Genomic DNA, 17,111 nt, shown 5'->3' with positions numbered 1-17,111 from the left:
ATCCATACTTTACTATTCATATCTCAACGCTTCAATTGGATCAAGTTTTGCTGCCTTCTTAGCTGGATAATATCCAAAGAATACACCAATAAACATTGAAAATGTGAAACTTATCAAAATTACCACTGGCGATATTGCTGCTGCATATCCCATTGCTTTTGAACCCATTGTACCAATTATCACACCTAGCAGTATTCCAAGAATACCGCCTATTGAACATATTATAATTGATTCGACTATAAATTGCATTTGTATGTGAGTACTCTTGGCTCCAAGTGCTTTTCTAGTTCCTATTTCTCTTGTTCTTTCAGTAACAGAGACAAGCATTATATTCATTACTCCAATTCCACCAACTAAAAGTGATATTCCGGCAATTGCAGATATGGCAATTGATATTGTACTCATCATTGATGTTCTCGATTCAAGCATACTTTCCATATTACTTGCCACTGCTTCAAACTTTTCATTTTTTTCATACAACTTAGATAAATAACTTGTAACTTCTGTTGTAAATGATTGAACATCAACACCGTCTTTAGGCTTTATTGTAAATGTCTGATAATTTTTATTAGTTGCAGTTTTCTTTACAACTGTTACTGGAATATATAAATCAGTTGTTAAATTATCATCAGATGTTGTTCTACTTGTTCCTGAAGCTTTATACGTATAAACACCAACTATAGTATATGTGTAAATTGCATTTGATGTATACACCTTAATATCTTGACCTATTGGATCAACACTATCTCCAAATATTTTGGTTACCAATTTATCTGAAACTACTGCAACATTCTTTGACTGATCAATATCATTTTGTGCAATATATCTTCCTTCCTTCATAGATATACTTTTAACATCTTGATATCCAACATTTGTTCCTATTGTACTTATATTAGCATATGTGCTACTACTTTTAACTTTACCAGAAGAACCATTTTCAGACATACTTATTGTACTTATCTTATCACTAAAATTATCTTCTAATTCATTTATCTGCTCCATTGTCATAAGATCTGTATCTTTTTCAGTACTACTGGATTTTCCTTGCCTTCCACCTGGGCCACCACCAGGACCACCGCCGCCACCTGGCATTCCACCACCGCCGCCTAACATTCCAGATGTTGATGATCCACCGCCTCCAGCTTGTGCGCCTTTATTTCCACCTTGTGAATTACCGCCTTCCTGTGATCCTTTATTGCCACCTTTTGAACTACTACCTGATTGTTTATCACTGCTATTGCTTTTATTAATAGTATTTGTTGTACTAGTCGTACTTTTTTCTTGAACATTAACCGTAATATTAGTAGCACCCATTGAAGACATTGAACTTGTTACAGAAGACGTCATTGCATTACCTACTGAAACAACACCTATTACAGATGCTATACCTATTATGATTCCAAGCATTGTAAGTAATGAACGCATTTTATTAGATTTAAGGCCTGCTATAGCAAGCAGTATATTTTCTTTTATAAACATATTTTTTCCTCTTCTTTGAATCTTCTATAATACTTTTCATTCTCTGCTACCGATGTTATATTTCCATCTTTTAGTGTTATAATTCTTTCCGTTTCATCTGCAAGTTCATTATTATGAGTTATAAGTACTATTGTTTTTCCTTCTTGTTCATGAATTTTATGAAATAAATCCATAACCATTCTTCCAGTTGCAGAGTCAAGAGCTCCTGTTGGTTCATCTGCAAGTATTATACTAGGATTATTTACAAGTGCACGGGCTATTGCGACTCTTTGTTTTTGTCCTCCAGATAATTCATTAGGTTGATGAGACATTCTTTCTTTCATTCCAACAAGTTCTAAAAGTTCTTCTGCACGTTGTCTTCTATCTTTTTTATTCACACCATAATAAAGCATTGGTAATTCAACATTTTTCAATGCTGAACTTCTTGGTATTAAATTATAAGTTTGAAATACAAATCCTATTTGCTTATTTCTTACTTCGGATAAACCATCATCTGATATGTCATTAATATTGGTATCATCTAACATATATTCTCCCGATGTTGCTCTATCAAGTGCACCTATAATATTCATCAAAGTACTTTTTCCTGAACCTGATGTTCCAATAATAGATACAAATTCCCCTTCTTTTACGGTAATGTCAATTCCTTTTAAAATATTCAATTCATTTGGAGTTCCTATATAAAAGCTCTTTATAATATTTTTCATCTCTATTATATTTTTACTCAAAAAAACTCACCTCTACTTTAATTTTATTGGTACAGTACTTCCTGGTGATATATTTGATGGATCATTAAGTATAATCATCCCATCTGAAAGATCCGTGCCCTCTATCTCAACATTAGCTGCAGATTCTATACCTTTAGTTACAGGAATTTCTTTAACAACATATTGTCCACCTTGTTTTTCTGCAGCATAAACTTCACTTTGCCCATTATTATTAATTACAGCTGCATATGGTACTGAATATATATCGCTCTTTTCATCTGTAATAATATTTACTACAGAATTCATTCCAACCTTTACCTTATCATTTTGACCAGTTAATTGTACTTTAACAGTAAACGATACATCACTACTTGTTGAATTACTTGTAGTGCTAGTCGAAGTACTACTTTTACTATTACTGCTGCTACTGCTAGTACTACTAGTACTTGCACTAGCAGTGCTAGAAACTGGTTCAACGCTTACAACTTGTCCTGCAATAATATTAGAACCTGATGCATCTGTTGTTATTTCTGCTCTTTGTCCAGCTTTTACATTTGCAACATTTGTTTCATCAACACTTGCATTTACTATTAGATTACTTAAATCTTGAATTACAAATAGTGCTCCACTGGCTTGTACACCAACTACTGCATTTACATTAGTTACTGTTCCATCTACGGTTGCAATTACTTGTGCATCTTGTAATTTTTTCTTCTTATCTTGTAATGCTAATTGAGCAGTTTTATCATTTACAACTGCTTGTGCACTATCCAATGCTGCTTTGTAATTTTCTATCTCTTTTTGAGCTGAAAGCTTTGCTGCTTCTAAAGAAACTTCATCTTGATTGCAAGCTTTTTGTTCATTTTCATAACTTATTTGTGCTTGGTTTACATTATCTTGTGATTCGCTTCCATTCTTTAACATTTCATTTTTATATTCATAAGTTTTCTTACTTTCATCAAGCGCAAGTTTATCTTTATTAAGAGTTGTTTCTGCACTCACTATATTTGTATTTAAATTATTATCATATAAATATTTTGCATTATCATAATTTTTTTGCGATTGTGCTAATGCTGCTTGATTCTTTGCTTGATTTGCAGTAAGAGTTTGTTGTGCCTCAGCAATTTCTTCTTCTAAGGTTGTAGTATCTATTGTTGCAAGAACATCACCTTTTTTTACTACATCTCCAACTTCTACATTAATACTTGCAACATTATATTCCAGATTTGAATATATATTTGTAGAATCCCCACTTTTTATAGCTCCAGAAGAACTAATAGATGTTGCAATATTTGTTTTTTCAAGATTAGTATATTTAACACTACTTTGTACTGTATTTCTTTTTTTAGCAAACTTCACCTTGTAAATTGTAAATCCTGCACCTGCAATAAGTAGTAGGCATATTGCACCGATAACCTTTTTATTTATCTTACTTTTAGAAAAGTTTTTTGTTTCTATTCCCTTTTCACTTATTTCATCCTTTTTTAATGACTTTCCTATCTTAAGTGGTAACTTCAATTTAATATCCCTCCTTCATTTGAATATAATGTAAATAATTTAAATATAATTGATTCTTTTGATTATCTATGACAGAATTTTGATCCGCTATTTGAGTATTTAAATCATCTACTTGTTGTTTAGATGCGAAGCCATATGAATATTCAGCATTTATAGTATTAAATTGTGTTTGATAATTTTTTAAAGCATCATAATCGCTTTTTAGTGTATTGTATGAAGTCATAAGCGCATCATATTGACTTTTAAAATTTGTTTTAGCATCAATAGTTTTTTGTTCCAATGAAATTTGAGAATTATCAATCTCATACTCACTTACACTTGAATCATCTTGATCTTGTTTATTGTTTAACTCATCGATTGATAAATTTTGAAGTTGTATATTAAAATTATTTTCAAGCATTGTTTTTGTATCTTCATCGAAATTTATTTGTAATATGTCTTGTAAATCTTTATCTATTGAATTATCAAATTTAATTTCTGTATTTTGATCTACACCTAATACAGTCTTCAAATCTTTCAAAGCTACATCAGCTTTAGTATTTATTTGTGATAAATCATTCTTTAAAGTAGTTTCCTTTAAATTAAAAGCATCACCATCATTTTTAGCTGCGAAGCCTTGACTATACTTTAACTTAAAAACACTTAAATCTCTTTCATTACTTTTAATTTCATTTTCCTTTGTTTCTTTGCCTTCTAATATAGATAGATAATTTATATAATCTTGTTGTGCTGCATATACTGCTTTTTCCACTGTTTGATTATATGTAACAGTTGCGGTTTTAACCGCATATCTCTTAGTAGTTTTTTGTTGCTCCAAAGTATCCAAATCAGTATTTAATTTATTTAAATCATTAGTTGCAGTTTTAAGATTTGTTTTTAAAGTTGTTAAATCATCACTATTAGATCCATCTTCAGCAAGCTTGAAATTACTTATTTCAGTATTATAATTACTTATTTCAGTTTTTTTAGCTGTTACTTCATCTTCCTTATCATTTACATCATCTAAAAGATTGTTATAATCTTCTTCTGCTTTCTTCTCATTATTGTCTGCTGTTTGCATATCTAAATTATTTTCAAGTATTATAGGTTTTATATTGTCTAAAGATAATTCAATGCTACTACTATCCGCCCATGCAGCAGATGTGTTACCTAACATTAATGACATCATTAGAAACATTATAAATGTCTTTTTCACTTGTATGTCCTCCTCAAATTTATATTTGTTCTAAAGTTGTTTGTTATTTCATATTCAAAAATAATAATTCACTATGCTATCCTATTTTACATATTTGATTTATTATTTTTTATATGTAATAAAAATTTGCTAAATTTAAAAATAATTCTCTATATTCTATATATCTCCTAGTATAAATTGAATTTATAACTTTAAAATAAACCACTTATAAACAAAATATAAACAACTGTAAAATATACCTACATTTTAAAAGCATAAAAAAACTATATTTGTAATTATAAATTGCCAACATTATGCATTCATAATTATAAATATAGTTCTCATTTTGCATTTCCTTATAGATACCTAATTTATAAATTAAATCTATATCCTGCTCCCCATACTGTTTCTATGTATTGAGGATTACTACTATCTATTTCAATTTTTTCTCTTATTCTATTAATATGTACTGTAACTGTTGATGTATCTCCAAAAGATTCTGTTCCCCAAATTCTATCTAATAATTTATCCTTGGAGAATACAATATTAGGATTTAGACATAAGAACAACAATAATTCAAACTCTTTATTAGCTAATCTTATCTCTTCATCATCTATATATACGCGTCTCGCTTTAGTTAAAATCTTCAATCTGCCTATTTTAATTGAATTATGTTCATTATCATTACTTTTATCAATTGTTGTAAGACGTTCATATCTTGATATATGTGCATTTACTCTAGCAACTAATTCACCAGGGCTGAATGGCTTTACAATATAATCATCAGCTCCAATTCCTAACCCTTTTATCTTGTAAATATCTTCCTTTCTAGCAGTAACCATTAAAATAGGAATTTCCTTGCTTTTTCTTATTTCTTCACAGACCTTAAATCCATCCTTACCTGGAAGCATTACATCTAGTAAAATTAAATCAAATTCCTTATTTAGTGCAAAATCCACCCCAATATATCCAGTTTCCGCAATTTCAACTTCAAATCCGTTAATCTCTAAATAATCTTGTTCAAGTTCTGCAATACTCTTATCATCCTCTATTATTAACACACGTTTCATTAACATTTCCCCCAGTATTATATTTACTTAGGCACATTCAAAAAATAACAAGTCAATTTGTCAGCAGAGGAAGCTCGACTCGCATTCGCTCACTGAGTGCTCTCTGAGTGAGCGACCATCATCAAATCATAGATTTGAGATGTCTGCTTAACCGATTCACACCAAATCTATTTAGAAAGGATGCTGACTCATGAATGAGTTAGCTAAGTTCAAGAAACAAAATCATAGATTTGGACTTTCACTTAGCTGCTCATCGGAAAATTGACCTAATAGGCCCACTATGAGGACAATTCGCCTCCTTGCCTGATGAAAAATATACATGGCAACTTTGGACTTATTATTTATTTTCATGCACCTTAATTACTTTTGGAAGTATTATTTTTATTATAAGTCCATTCATATTGTATGCTGAAATTTTACCTCCATGATCTTCCACAATACGTTTTGCTATGGCAAGTCCTAATCCACTTCCCTCACTAGGATTTGTACGTGATGTATCTCCACGATAGAAACCAACAAATAAATTTTTAAGTTCTTCATCTAATACCCCTTTGCCATTATCACTGACTTCTATAACTACTGAATCATCGGTTTCATATAATAATATTTTTGTCTTTACTAAAATATTATTATTATATTTTATACTATTTTCCACTATATTGAAAAGAACTCTATTCATTTCTTGAAAATCCACTTTTATCTTAGTTAAATTACTACACTTATTTTCAAAACAAATATCAATGTTTTTTCCATAAAACTCACTTTTAGCAATATTATAAAAACTTTCAATATAATAACTTGCACTCATAACATTAAACTTAAAAGGAAAACTTCCTGTATCTAATTTTGAAAACAAAAACAAACTATCAACAAGTACATCCATATCACATGCTTTTGTATAAATAGTATTTAAATATTTAAATTGCTTTTCAGGGGTGTTCGCTATACCATCACGTAACCCTTCTACATACCCTTTAATTGCTGTTAAAGGTGTACGTAAATCATGAGATATTCCTGCAACTAATTGCTTTCTATTTTCTTCAAATTTTAATTGTTTTTCAACCGAATCCTTCAATCGTAATCTCATATCATTAAAATCACTGCACACTTGTCCGAATTCATCATCACTCTCATAATTCATTTCAAAATCAAGATTTCCATCTTTAATTTGTTCCGAACCATAACTTAGAAGTTCCAACGGCTTTATTAATTTCTTATAAATTTTAGAACTTAATATAACATTCGTAATAGTAATTATAATAATCGAAATTAAAAACACAACACCTATATAACCAAACATAACATTTTTCATTTCATCTCTCATATTAAATCTTACTGGAACATATGATGAATTTATTGCAATAACATTAATAACTTTGTTATCTTTTTTAAAGCTATTTTTAACAAAGCATGTAGAATTCATTTCAAGTACTAAAGAATTAGACTTAAAAACCACATCATCTCCAATTTGAGAAATTGCCTTCCTATCTTCATCGGTAATATCGGATGAAACAATTTCACCATCATATGTTACTATTAAATTATATCCCTTAGGCTCAAGAAATTTTTGAACCTCTACTATAAAATCATTTAAATCCTCTTTACGAATAATTTTATCCATTTCAAATCTTAATTTATCTTGAATTGCATATGCATAAGGGTCTTTTAATTTAAACTCTTCATTTTTTTTATCATATATTTTCATAAAAGGTTCTTTCATAGCACTTGCAACTCCAAATATAAGTACAAGAGGTATAATTAACATCAGAATATTAGAAATTGTTAACCGCTTTTTTATCTTCATTAAAATTAATCCTTTCTATTAGGCACATTCAAATATAATAAGTTCATCTGCTAAATCTATTTCGCATTATGCTTAGTAATGAGATTTCCATAACAAACCAGCTACGATACCAACCTAAATTCTTCTCTAATAAAATATAATTTGGGCATTTCGTACTTGTTATTTTCTTTCATGTTCCTTATTATTTTAATATTATATCATTACTTTATTCTCTATAATATCATTAGTAAATTATTTTAATAGTCTTATTGAATTAAACTATTTATCTTCAATAAACTACTATATTATGTAGCATCTCCTGTATTAACATACTTATTTTGATTAACAAAAAAACAGACGAAATTTTTATCTTTCATCTGTTATACTGTAGTTCAATTTAAAATTTTAAGATTTTTCATACTTAAATCAAGTATTTTTGCTGAATGAGTTAATGCTCCTACTGAAATGTAATCTACTCCTATTTCTGCTATCTGCCTAATATTATTTAATTCAACATTTCCTGAAAATTCAATTAATGCTCTTTTATTTATAATTTCTACAACTTCTTTTGCTAAGTCTAAATTCATATTATCAAGCATTATTATATCTACTTTTGCTTCTAAGGCTTGTTTTACCATTCCTATACTTTCAGTCTCAACTTCTATTTTTCTAACAAAAGAAGAATTTTTTCTAGCTAACTCTACTGCATTTTTTATTCCACCTGCTGCTTCTATATGATTATCTTTAAGCATAACTCCATCTGATAGATTAAATCTATGATTATATCCTCCACCAACTTTTACTGAATATTTTTCTAATATTCTAAGATTTGGTGTAGTCTTTCTTGTATCCAATAATTTAGTCTTTGTATGCTCTATTTCTTTTACAAATTTGTTAGTTAAAGTTGCTATACCACTCATTCTTTGTAATAAATTTAGTGCTGTTCTCTCTCCTAATAGTATATTTCTAGTACTTCCCTTTAAAAATGCAATCTTCTCTGCTTTGTATACTTTATCACCATCTTTTTTGCACAGCTTAACTTGCACATCTCCTAAGATATCAAATACTCTTTTATAGATTTCTAATCCTGCTATTATTCCTTCTTCTTTGCATAATAGGTCAACCGTTGATATACTATTTTCATCTACAATTGCATTAGTTGTAATATCTCCATTTGGTGCATCTTCAATAAGTGATTCTCTTATTATTTTATCTATGACTAAGTAATTCATCATCTAATTTTCCTCCCATGGATTTTATCGTATTTCTAACCAATTCCTCATTTTCTCTTGATAGTTTTTCTAAGGGCTTATCTATATTCTTTACAACTGAAACTTTATTTTCTATATTGTCTATTTCACTATTTATTAAGTTTGCAGCTCTCCTTGAAAATACTAATCCTTCAAGTAAAGAATTACTTGCGAGTCTATTAGCTCCATGAATTCCTGTACAGCTTGATTCTCCTACTGCATATAATTTTTTCATAGATGTCAATGAATTTAAATCAACCTTTATTCCGCCCATAAAAAAGTGTTGAGCTGGAGATACCTTAATACATTCTCTAGTTATATCTGTTCCTCTTTTTAAACATTCCTCATATATAGATGAAAATCTATTAATTATATATTCTCGTCCTAAAAATCTTATATCTAAATTTACATAGGGAGTTTGTGTTTCTTTTATTTGCTTGTACACTGCTTCTGAAACTACATCCCTAGGCAAAAGCTCATTTACAAATCTTTCTCCACTTATATTAGTAAGCTTTCCTCCTTCTCCCCTTAAAGATTCAGATATTAAAAGTCTTTTGTCATCTATTTCCTTATCATAAAAAGCTGTTGGATGTATTTGAATATAATTTATATCTTTTAACTCTATATTATGCTTTACTGCAGTTGCTATTCCATCACCCTTTAGTATTCTTTGATTGGTTGAATTATTGAATAATCCTCCTATTCCCCCAGTTGCAAGGACTACTGATTTTGCATAAACATTTATTTGTTCATCATCTTTTATTAATATAGCACCGATACACTCATTCTCTCTTTCTATTATATCTATAAAATAAGTATATTCATAAACTGCTATATTCTCTCTATGTTTTACATTATCAATAAGGATGTTAGCTGTACTTTCTCCTGTGTTATCTTTTGTATGAACTATTCTATTAATTGAATGTGCACCTTCTTTTGTAAAATTTAAACTTCCATCATCATTTCTATCAAATTTTAATCCCATATCTATTAATTGTTTTATGTTATCCATTGATTCTGATGTTAAAACTTTAACTGCTTCAACATCATTTTTATATTTTCCCGCTTTTAAAGTGTCTTCTATATATAAAGGTATGTCCTCTATACCTCTTGCAACAGATATACCTCCTTGTGCTAAATAAGTATTAGTACAACTTATTTTATCTTTGCATACAACTAATACATTCAAATCACTTCTTAAATTTAATGCACAATAAAGACCTGATACCCCTGAGCCTACTATTAATACATCTACAAATTTATTCATAAGTAATCACCTATCTTACTTCCGATTCTAATATTACTGTAGCTTCTGCAGATCCTAAAAGATGCATATTTTCTAGTGATTTTAGAGCTTTTATTCTAATATCTTCATCTAAAATCATCTCATTTTTCATATTTAATAAGGCATCATACAAATTTTCAAGGGTTGTCTTTTTCATGTCTTGACAGCATATCCTATCTCCAGGAATAAAGAATTTTTTATTTGGATTTTTCTTTGTTAATTCGTGTAAAATTCCTTCTTCTGTTCCTATTATAAATTCACTTCCATCATCATTAGTTGCATAATTTATTATTCCACTTGTACTTCCTACATAATCTGCCATATCTCTAATTTCCTTTGGACATTCTGGATGAACTAAAACCTTAGCATTATTATGTTCCTGTTTTACTTTTAATATATCATCCTTGCTTATTTTATTATGGCATCTACAAAATCCATCCCATAATATAAACTCCTTTTCTTTGAAAAACTCCGAAACATATTCTCCTAAATTCCTATCTGGTAAAAACATTATTTGTTTATTAGGTATGTTTTTCAATATTTTTAATGCACTTGAAGATGTTACTGCAACATCGCAATGAGCTTTTACATTACATGTTGAATTTATATAACATACAACATAAGCCTCAGGATATTTCTCCTTTAACTCTAGCAATGCTTTTCCACTAGCCATATCTGCCATAGAGCATCCTGCACTAGCACATGGCATCAAAACTGTTTTTTGTGGTGATAAAATTTTTGCACTTTCAGCCATAAATCTAACTCCACAAAACATTATAACTTCTTCTTTACAATCTCTAGCTATTTCACTCAAATAATATGAATCGCCCACAAAGTCTGCTAATTCTTGTATTATTGCTGGTTGATAGTAATGAGCAAGTATAACTGCATTTTTTTCTTTTTTTAACTTTAAAATTTTTTGTATTAAATCCGTTCCCATATTTACACCTCTTCTTAAATTTTTAAGTGTATATACACCTGTAAACACAATTATATCACCTTGCATTTTTATCTTCAACATGTTTAATAAATATTAATTCATAGCCTCAAATATTTAAAATTATAAAAACTCAATTATAATCAAAATTTCTTTGCATTCTAAATTATTATAATTAAATATAAAAAAGTTATCTCAAATTACTTTGAGATAACTTTTTTGATAAAAATATTTATTTTAAATTATCCATCATATTCACCAATTGATCTACAATATATACAGAATCTTGAATATTCTCGCTAACCGCTTCCATTGCTTTTGATTGTTCTTTCGTTGTATCTAGAGTTATTTGAGAATTCTTTATTGTTCCATTAACTGATTCCTGTATTTTATTTGTTAAATCTGAAATACTCTTTGCTGTTTCTTTTGAATTTTCAGCTAAATTTCTTATTTCTTTTGCAACAACAGAAAATCCTTTTCCTACTTCTCCTGCACGTGCAGCTTCAATAGACGCATTAAGACCAAGCATTTTAGTTTGAGCTGCTATTCCTTTTATTGCATCAAGTATACTATTAATCTGTTCTGTTATTACTCCTACTTGAGTAATTTCACTATTCAAATCTTCTTGTTGAGTTGAAATATTATTTGCTGATGCAGAAAGTTCTTCCACTGTAGCAGATACTTGCATAAAATTATTTGCTAATTTTTTGGATACCATATCTAAATGAATTTGATTGTATCCATTTTTAGCAAGTGAGTTTACAACAATAAATAATACATTTGCAGCTTTTTCTATATGTTTTAGATCTACAATGTTAACTTCTCTTGCTGATTCAGAAAGCGAATTTCCATCTACATCTATTTCTTTTGCAATCTGAATAAATTCATGCGGTTTTGGAGGTTCAGTTAACATTTGTCCCCCCAAAACTGTTCCTATTAATTTTCCTTCAACAATAATTGGTGCAGCAAAATCCACAAGCCCAGCATGACATTTTCCTATATAAGGTTGCCCTGTCCTTGCTGCCTCTTCTCCCATTCTTTTGTGTGAAGCTGCACATCTGTCATCCCCCTTTTTAGTTGAATGAATAAATTTATCGCAAAATCTTGTGTAAGAGCTAGGATTTGTTACTGGATCTCCATTTTTATCTACAGTAACACTGGCACAATTCATTGCAAATGCAAAGTCATCTTGAAATCTTTGTAATAATTTGATATCAATTATGTCTTGTATTTCTAATGCATCCATATCCAATTGATTATTCTGTAACATTTTTATCATACAATCTCTCCTTTTTAATTTTTAAATTTTTATTATAAGGCAATTTCTTTTTTATAAAGTTCCACAATGATAATAAATGTGCTTTAAATTAAACAGATTATCGTATTGCTAATGTTTAGTTACATGTATACTTAATTCTCAATTATGAACTCTATAATGCAGACCACTTATGAAAATGTTTTACTTTACATTTATTATCGGATTTTTTTAACTTATCTTAATAGACATAATCTATGATTTTTATATTTTAAGCACATGAAAGAATAAGATTTATTATCATTTTACAATTCTATACTTCAAAGTATAGAAAAAATCTTTTAATTTAATTATTTTGCTACTATTTTAAAAATTTCATTGACAATTAATAACATCAGCTGTATTATTGTATTAACAACTTAGTACAATAAGACAGCAATAAAAGGAGTGAGACTATGTCATGGAATTTTAATGACGATAGACCTATTTATATTCAATTAATGGAACAAATACAACTTAGGATTTTATCTGGTGTATATAAAGTTGGAGAAAAACTTCCATCTGTTAGAGATATGGCAAGTGATGCATCAGTTAACCCTAATACCATGCAAAAAGCGCTTACAGAATTAGAACGAACTGGGTTAGTATTTAGTCAAAGAACAAGTGGTAGATTTATTACGGAGGACAGAGACATGATCAAAGATATTAGAGATAATTTAGCAAAAAATCAAATCGAAAAATTTCTTCACAATATGGAAGAGATAGGATATACAAAAAAAGAAACAATTGAATTAATAGAAAATTTAGCAGAGGAGATGAAATAATGAATAATGATAATAATGAAATTTTTAATAGTAATAATGAAGCTGTTAGAAACTCTAATCCCGCAAATAGTAACGTCAATAATAGCCCTATTTTAGAATGTAGAAGCTTAATTAAAAACTTCGCAGGTAAAGAAGCATTAAAAGGCATAGATTTAAAAATTGCACGTGGTAGAATTGTCGGACTTCTTGGACCTAATGGTAGTGGTAAAAGTACACTTATAAAACTTGCGAACTCTCTTTTAACTCCAACAAGTGGTGAAATATTGATCAATGGAAAAAAACCTGGAATTGAAACAAAAAAAATTGTTTCTTACTTACCAGAACGAACTTATCTAAATGATTGGATGAAAGTTTGTGACATTATTGAGTTTTTTGAAGATTTCTATGATAATTTTAATTCACAAAGAGCTTATGATATGCTCCAAAAGCTAAATATTAATCCTAATGATAAATTAAAAACTATGTCTAAAGGTACAAAGGAAAAGGTTCAACTTATACTAGTCATGAGTAGAGAAGCAGATCTTTATTTACTTGACGAACCTATAGCCGGTGTTGATCCTGCTGCTAGAGATTATATTTTAAATACAATATTAAACAACTATAATGAAAATGCAACTATTATTATATGCACTCACCTTATTTCAGATATAGAAAGAATATTAGATGATGTAGTATTTATATCTTACGGAAAAATATTCCTAACAAAAAGTGTTGATGAAATTAGAGAAAATGAAGGAATGAGTGTTGATGCTCTATTTAGGGAGGTATTTAAATGTTAGGTAAATTAATGAAATATGAAATAAAAGCAACTGGTAGGACTCTAATACCACTTTATATAGCACTATTAGCTTTTGCTCTTATTAATAAAATTTTTATTGGTGCTGGTCTTGCAGATGAAATTCGAAATCTTGGTTCAATAGCATTTGTACTAAGTATACTAGCTTATGGCTTTACTATGGCTGCTGTTTTTATAGTTACATTCTTTGTAATAATACAAAGATTTTATAAGAATTTACTTGGAGATGAAGGATACTTAATGAATACGCTACCTGTATCAACAGCATCAAATATTACAAGTAAAATTTCCATTGCAACATTTTGGAATATAATAAGCGGAATTGTAGCTATAATTTCAATAATTATTATAACTTTTGATGCAAATGCATTTAGTAAATTCTTCACTTACTTTTTCAATGCACTTTCACAAAGCTTTTCTGAAATTGGAGTACAACTTTATATAATTATTATCGAAATAATAATTTCTATTTTAGTGCAACTTATAAAATCTGTTACAATGATTTATGCTTCTATGTCAATTGGTCATTTATTTAATAAACATAGAATCTTATCTTCATTTGGTGCCTTTATAGTTTTAAATATAATTTCAGCTACAATATCATCTACCATAGGAATAACTTTTTCACATTCAAATATAATCTCATTACTTAATAATGTTGAATCTTCTTGGCCAGTTCATGCATTTTTAATAGGTACTATTATCTTTAATTTAATTTTCTTTGCAGCTTATTTTGCAATAACTCATTATATCTTAAAGAATAAATTAAACTTAGAATAGTTTGCTGGTATTGCGAAATACTCAACGTTTCGTGATATCAACCGAAATGTTACACATATATGTTTCTCAGGACTAAGAAAATTTCATTAATAAATTATGTTATAAGCTTTAAATATATTAAAAATTATCGATACTTTGAATTTTTATAGATGAATATATAAACATAGAAATTAGCCACATATTTGTGAAATAGGCATTGAAAATAAGGTGCTTAAACATCTTAATGTTAGGTTGTTCCACTTTAGTTTGTCAGAATTTTATATTTGGAGCAAACTGAAGTGGGTATAACCTGGCATTTAGATGTTCCCATTGAAATTTTCTTAGTCCTATGGAACAAATATGTGGCTAATTTCGGTAAGGTATCGCAAAACTTTAATGTTTCGCAATACCTATATTTTATTCATTAATTATGTAAGGTACAATTACTATTACAACATTTCTCATTTTTAATATTGATCTTCTTAAAAATAAAGATGTTTGATTATGTAAGGTTTGATGCCACCATTTATGTATAATGAATTGAGGCATTACTATTGTAATTACTTCATTCTTTTTTAATTGTTTATGTTTTTCTTGTACATAAGCAACTAATTTATCATTAATATTTCTATATGGTGCATTTTCTATTATAAGCTGTGCAGCTATTCCTAGCTCACCATATTTTTTTATTAACTTCTTTGTTTCCTCTTCATTTGTACTTACATGATAAACTTCTATATTTTCCCCCATAGTTAAAGCATAATTTAAGCTTTTTATGAAGGATTTATTTATTGTTTGAACTGGTACAATAACATGCTTAGTTCTAGCTTCTTTTATAATTAACTCATTTGAGTGTAAATCAATTTTAAGATTATCTCTTACTTTATTATAATGCCTTCTAATTCTTAACATAATTGTCACGATCACTGGTATACATATAAGTACAATCCACGCTCCATGTGCGAATTTTTCTATTCCTATTATTATACATGTTGCTGCTGTTACAGTTGCTCCTAATCCATTGATAAAAGCTTTATGTCTCCAATTACCTTCTTTACTTTTCATCCACTTTTTAAACATTCCAAACTGTGATAATGTGAATGATATAAAAACACCAACTGCATATAATGATAGCAACATGTGTTGACTGCCATCTACAATATATACTAAGAATGAAGATGTTAAAAATAGTACTATTATACCTTTTGAAAAGCTTAATCTTGTCCCTCTACTTCCAAGTTGTCTTGGTACATATCCATCCTTTGCTAATATTGATAATAATAAAGGCAAGTCTGAAAATGCTGTATTAGCTGCAAGTACTAAAATAATTGCTGTTGTTGCTTGTACTGCAAAAAACATAAAACTATTTTGTCCAAAAACTTGAATTGCTATTTGTGCTATTACTGTAATATCTTGTCCAGGAACTGCTTTATACATTGTTGATAAATATGATAATCCACCAAATATTATAAAAACAATCCCAGCTAACATAGCTAATACAATTTTAGCATTTCTTTGTGCTGGACTTTTAAAATTTGGAATTCCATCACTTACTGCTTCAATGCCAGTTAATGCTGTACACCCTGAAGAAAAGGCCTTTAAAAATAGCAATAAAGTCAAATCTTGTGTAGATTGTTGCAATGGATATAATTGCACTGGTATTTCTTTTAAAATTACCACTTTAAAAATTCCTGTTATTATCATTATTACTATTGATAATATAAATAAATACGTCGGTGTTCCAAATACTCTAGCTGATTCCTTCATTCCTCTAAGATTACCTAAAGTTATTATTCCTATTAATAAAATAGCTATTAAAGCTTTATGTTGTAAAAGTGCCGGAATTGCAGATGTTATTGCTGCTGATCCTGCACATGTACTAACTGCAACAGTTAAAACATAATCTATCATTAAAGAAGACGCCGCTACTAATCCTGGTATTTTACCTATATTCTCACTAGCAACAATATATGATCCTCCACCATGTGGATAATTATCAATTATTTGTCTATATGAAAATATAAGTACAAACAATAAAGCAGAAATTGCAATAGCTATTTCTATCATCGATCCATATGCATACATGCCCAATACAGGCACAAGAACTAATAATATTTCTTCACTAGCATAAGCCACCGATGAAATAGCATCACTTGATAATATTGGCAACCCCCAAATAACATTAAATTTTTCACCAGCTAATTCTGTTGTTTTAAGAGCTTTTCCAATCAATAATGATTGAATTTTTTTAAACATTATTATTCCTCCATATTA

14 protein-coding genes are annotated in these 17,111 nt (G+C 28.9%); 3 read left to right on the top strand and 11 right to left on the bottom strand.

The window, feature by feature from the left end:
• Positions 1-12: 12 nt before the first annotated feature.
• The 10 genes from CLSA_RS05145 to CLSA_RS05100 form a co-directional block, all read right to left on the bottom strand.
• The gene (locus tag CLSA_RS05145; protein WP_022744348.1) at positions 13-1,479 is read right to left on the bottom strand and encodes an ABC transporter permease; all 1,467 of its coding nucleotides are present in this window, start codon (positions 1,477-1,479) and stop codon (positions 13-15) included.
• Entirely contained in the window at positions 1,470-2,207 is a 738-nt protein-coding gene (locus tag CLSA_RS05140; protein ID WP_022744347.1) for an ABC transporter ATP-binding protein, read from the bottom strand. The genes CLSA_RS05145 and CLSA_RS05140 overlap by 10 nt, the downstream gene beginning before the upstream one ends.
• 12 nt (positions 2,208-2,219) lie before the next feature.
• Positions 2,220-3,704, bottom strand: a complete 1,485-nt coding sequence (locus tag CLSA_RS05135) for an efflux RND transporter periplasmic adaptor subunit (RefSeq protein WP_022744346.1) — start codon at positions 3,702-3,704, stop codon at positions 2,220-2,222.
• Position 3,705: 1 nt separating this feature from the next.
• Entirely contained in the window at positions 3,706-4,899 is a 1,194-nt protein-coding gene (locus CLSA_RS05130; protein WP_022744345.1) for a hypothetical protein, read from the bottom strand.
• A 350-nt stretch (positions 4,900-5,249) separates the two neighbouring features.
• Positions 5,250-5,948, bottom strand: a complete 699-nt coding sequence (locus CLSA_RS05125; RefSeq protein WP_022744344.1) for a response regulator transcription factor — start codon at positions 5,946-5,948, stop codon at positions 5,250-5,252.
• Between the two features lie 337 nt (positions 5,949-6,285).
• Positions 6,286-7,752: a HAMP domain-containing sensor histidine kinase gene (locus tag CLSA_RS05120; RefSeq protein WP_022744343.1), complete on the bottom strand. Its 1,467-nt coding sequence runs from the start codon at positions 7,750-7,752 to the stop codon at positions 6,286-6,288.
• 371 nt (positions 7,753-8,123) lie between these two features.
• On the bottom strand, positions 8,124-8,963 hold the full coding sequence (gene nadC / locus CLSA_RS05115) for a carboxylating nicotinate-nucleotide diphosphorylase (RefSeq protein ID WP_171770632.1): 840 nt from the start codon (positions 8,961-8,963) through the stop codon (positions 8,124-8,126).
• Positions 8,941-10,248: an L-aspartate oxidase gene (locus CLSA_RS05110; RefSeq protein ID WP_022744341.1), complete on the bottom strand. Its 1,308-nt coding sequence runs from the start codon at positions 10,246-10,248 to the stop codon at positions 8,941-8,943. Before CLSA_RS05110 ends, nadC begins: the two co-directional genes overlap by 23 nt.
• Before the next feature lie 10 nt (positions 10,249-10,258).
• The gene (nadA, locus tag CLSA_RS05105) at positions 10,259-11,206 is read right to left on the bottom strand and encodes a quinolinate synthase NadA (protein WP_041716477.1); all 948 of its coding nucleotides are present in this window, start codon (positions 11,204-11,206) and stop codon (positions 10,259-10,261) included.
• Between the two features lie 229 nt (positions 11,207-11,435).
• A complete protein-coding gene (locus CLSA_RS05100; protein ID WP_022744339.1) occupies positions 11,436-12,482 on the bottom strand; it encodes a PocR ligand-binding domain-containing protein in 1,047 nt (348 codons plus the stop codon).
• Between the two features lie 431 nt (positions 12,483-12,913).
• Here CLSA_RS05100 and CLSA_RS05095 point away from each other — a divergent pair, with 431 nt between their 5' ends.
• The 3 genes from CLSA_RS05095 to CLSA_RS05085 are packed head-to-tail and all read left to right on the top strand — an operon-like array spanning position 12,914 to position 14,858.
• Positions 12,914-13,282, top strand: coding sequence for a GntR family transcriptional regulator (locus CLSA_RS05095; protein WP_022744338.1), 369 nt, complete (start codon positions 12,914-12,916; stop codon positions 13,280-13,282).
• Positions 13,282-14,061 (top strand): ABC transporter ATP-binding protein, encoded by a 780-nt coding sequence (locus CLSA_RS05090; RefSeq protein ID WP_022744337.1) that lies wholly within the window; start codon positions 13,282-13,284, stop codon positions 14,059-14,061. Before CLSA_RS05095 ends, CLSA_RS05090 begins: the two co-directional genes overlap by 1 nt.
• The gene (locus tag CLSA_RS05085) at positions 14,055-14,858 is read left to right on the top strand and encodes a hypothetical protein (RefSeq protein WP_022744336.1); all 804 of its coding nucleotides are present in this window, start codon (positions 14,055-14,057) and stop codon (positions 14,856-14,858) included. Before CLSA_RS05090 ends, CLSA_RS05085 begins: the two co-directional genes overlap by 7 nt.
• 396 nt (positions 14,859-15,254) lie before the next feature.
• Here CLSA_RS05085 and CLSA_RS05080 read toward each other — a convergent pair whose 3' ends face one another.
• On the bottom strand, positions 15,255-17,093 hold the full coding sequence (locus CLSA_RS05080; protein ID WP_022744335.1) for an APC family permease: 1,839 nt from the start codon (positions 17,091-17,093) through the stop codon (positions 15,255-15,257).
• Between the last annotated feature and the right edge of the window lie 18 nt (positions 17,094-17,111).

The organism is Clostridium saccharobutylicum DSM 13864, from assembly GCF_000473995.1.
Lineage (GTDB): Bacteria > Bacillota > Clostridia > Clostridiales > Clostridiaceae > Clostridium > Clostridium saccharobutylicum.
Note: the sequence above shows the minus strand (reverse complement) of the source record. Positions and strands in the feature narration are given on the sequence as shown.

What these genes read in the sequence shown, in the direction of transcription:
- nadA (WP_041716477.1), bottom strand. Translation starts at nt 11,206, where the DNA reads ATGGGAACGGATTTAATACAAAAAATTTTAAAGTTAAAAAAAGAAAAA.
- CLSA_RS05095 (WP_022744338.1), top strand. Translation starts at nt 12,914, where the DNA reads ATGTCATGGAATTTTAATGACGATAGACCTATTTATATTCAATTAATG.
- CLSA_RS05100 (WP_022744339.1), bottom strand. Translation starts at nt 12,482, where the DNA reads ATGATAAAAATGTTACAGAATAATCAATTGGATATGGATGCATTAGAA.
- nadC (WP_171770632.1), bottom strand. Translation starts at nt 8,963, where the DNA reads ATGAATTACTTAGTCATAGATAAAATAATAAGAGAATCACTTATTGAA.
- CLSA_RS05085 (WP_022744336.1), top strand. Translation starts at nt 14,055, where the DNA reads ATGTTAGGTAAATTAATGAAATATGAAATAAAAGCAACTGGTAGGACT.
- CLSA_RS05090 (WP_022744337.1), top strand. Translation starts at nt 13,282, where the DNA reads ATGAATAATGATAATAATGAAATTTTTAATAGTAATAATGAAGCTGTT.
- CLSA_RS05125 (WP_022744344.1), bottom strand. Translation starts at nt 5,948, where the DNA reads ATGAAACGTGTGTTAATAATAGAGGATGATAAGAGTATTGCAGAACTT.
- CLSA_RS05120 (WP_022744343.1), bottom strand. Translation starts at nt 7,752, where the DNA reads ATGAAGATAAAAAAGCGGTTAACAATTTCTAATATTCTGATGTTAATT.
- CLSA_RS05110 (WP_022744341.1), bottom strand. Translation starts at nt 10,248, where the DNA reads ATGAATAAATTTGTAGATGTATTAATAGTAGGCTCAGGGGTATCAGGT.
- CLSA_RS05145 (WP_022744348.1), bottom strand. Translation starts at nt 1,479, where the DNA reads ATGTTTATAAAAGAAAATATACTGCTTGCTATAGCAGGCCTTAAATCT.
- CLSA_RS05080 (WP_022744335.1), bottom strand. Translation starts at nt 17,093, where the DNA reads ATGTTTAAAAAAATTCAATCATTATTGATTGGAAAAGCTCTTAAAACA.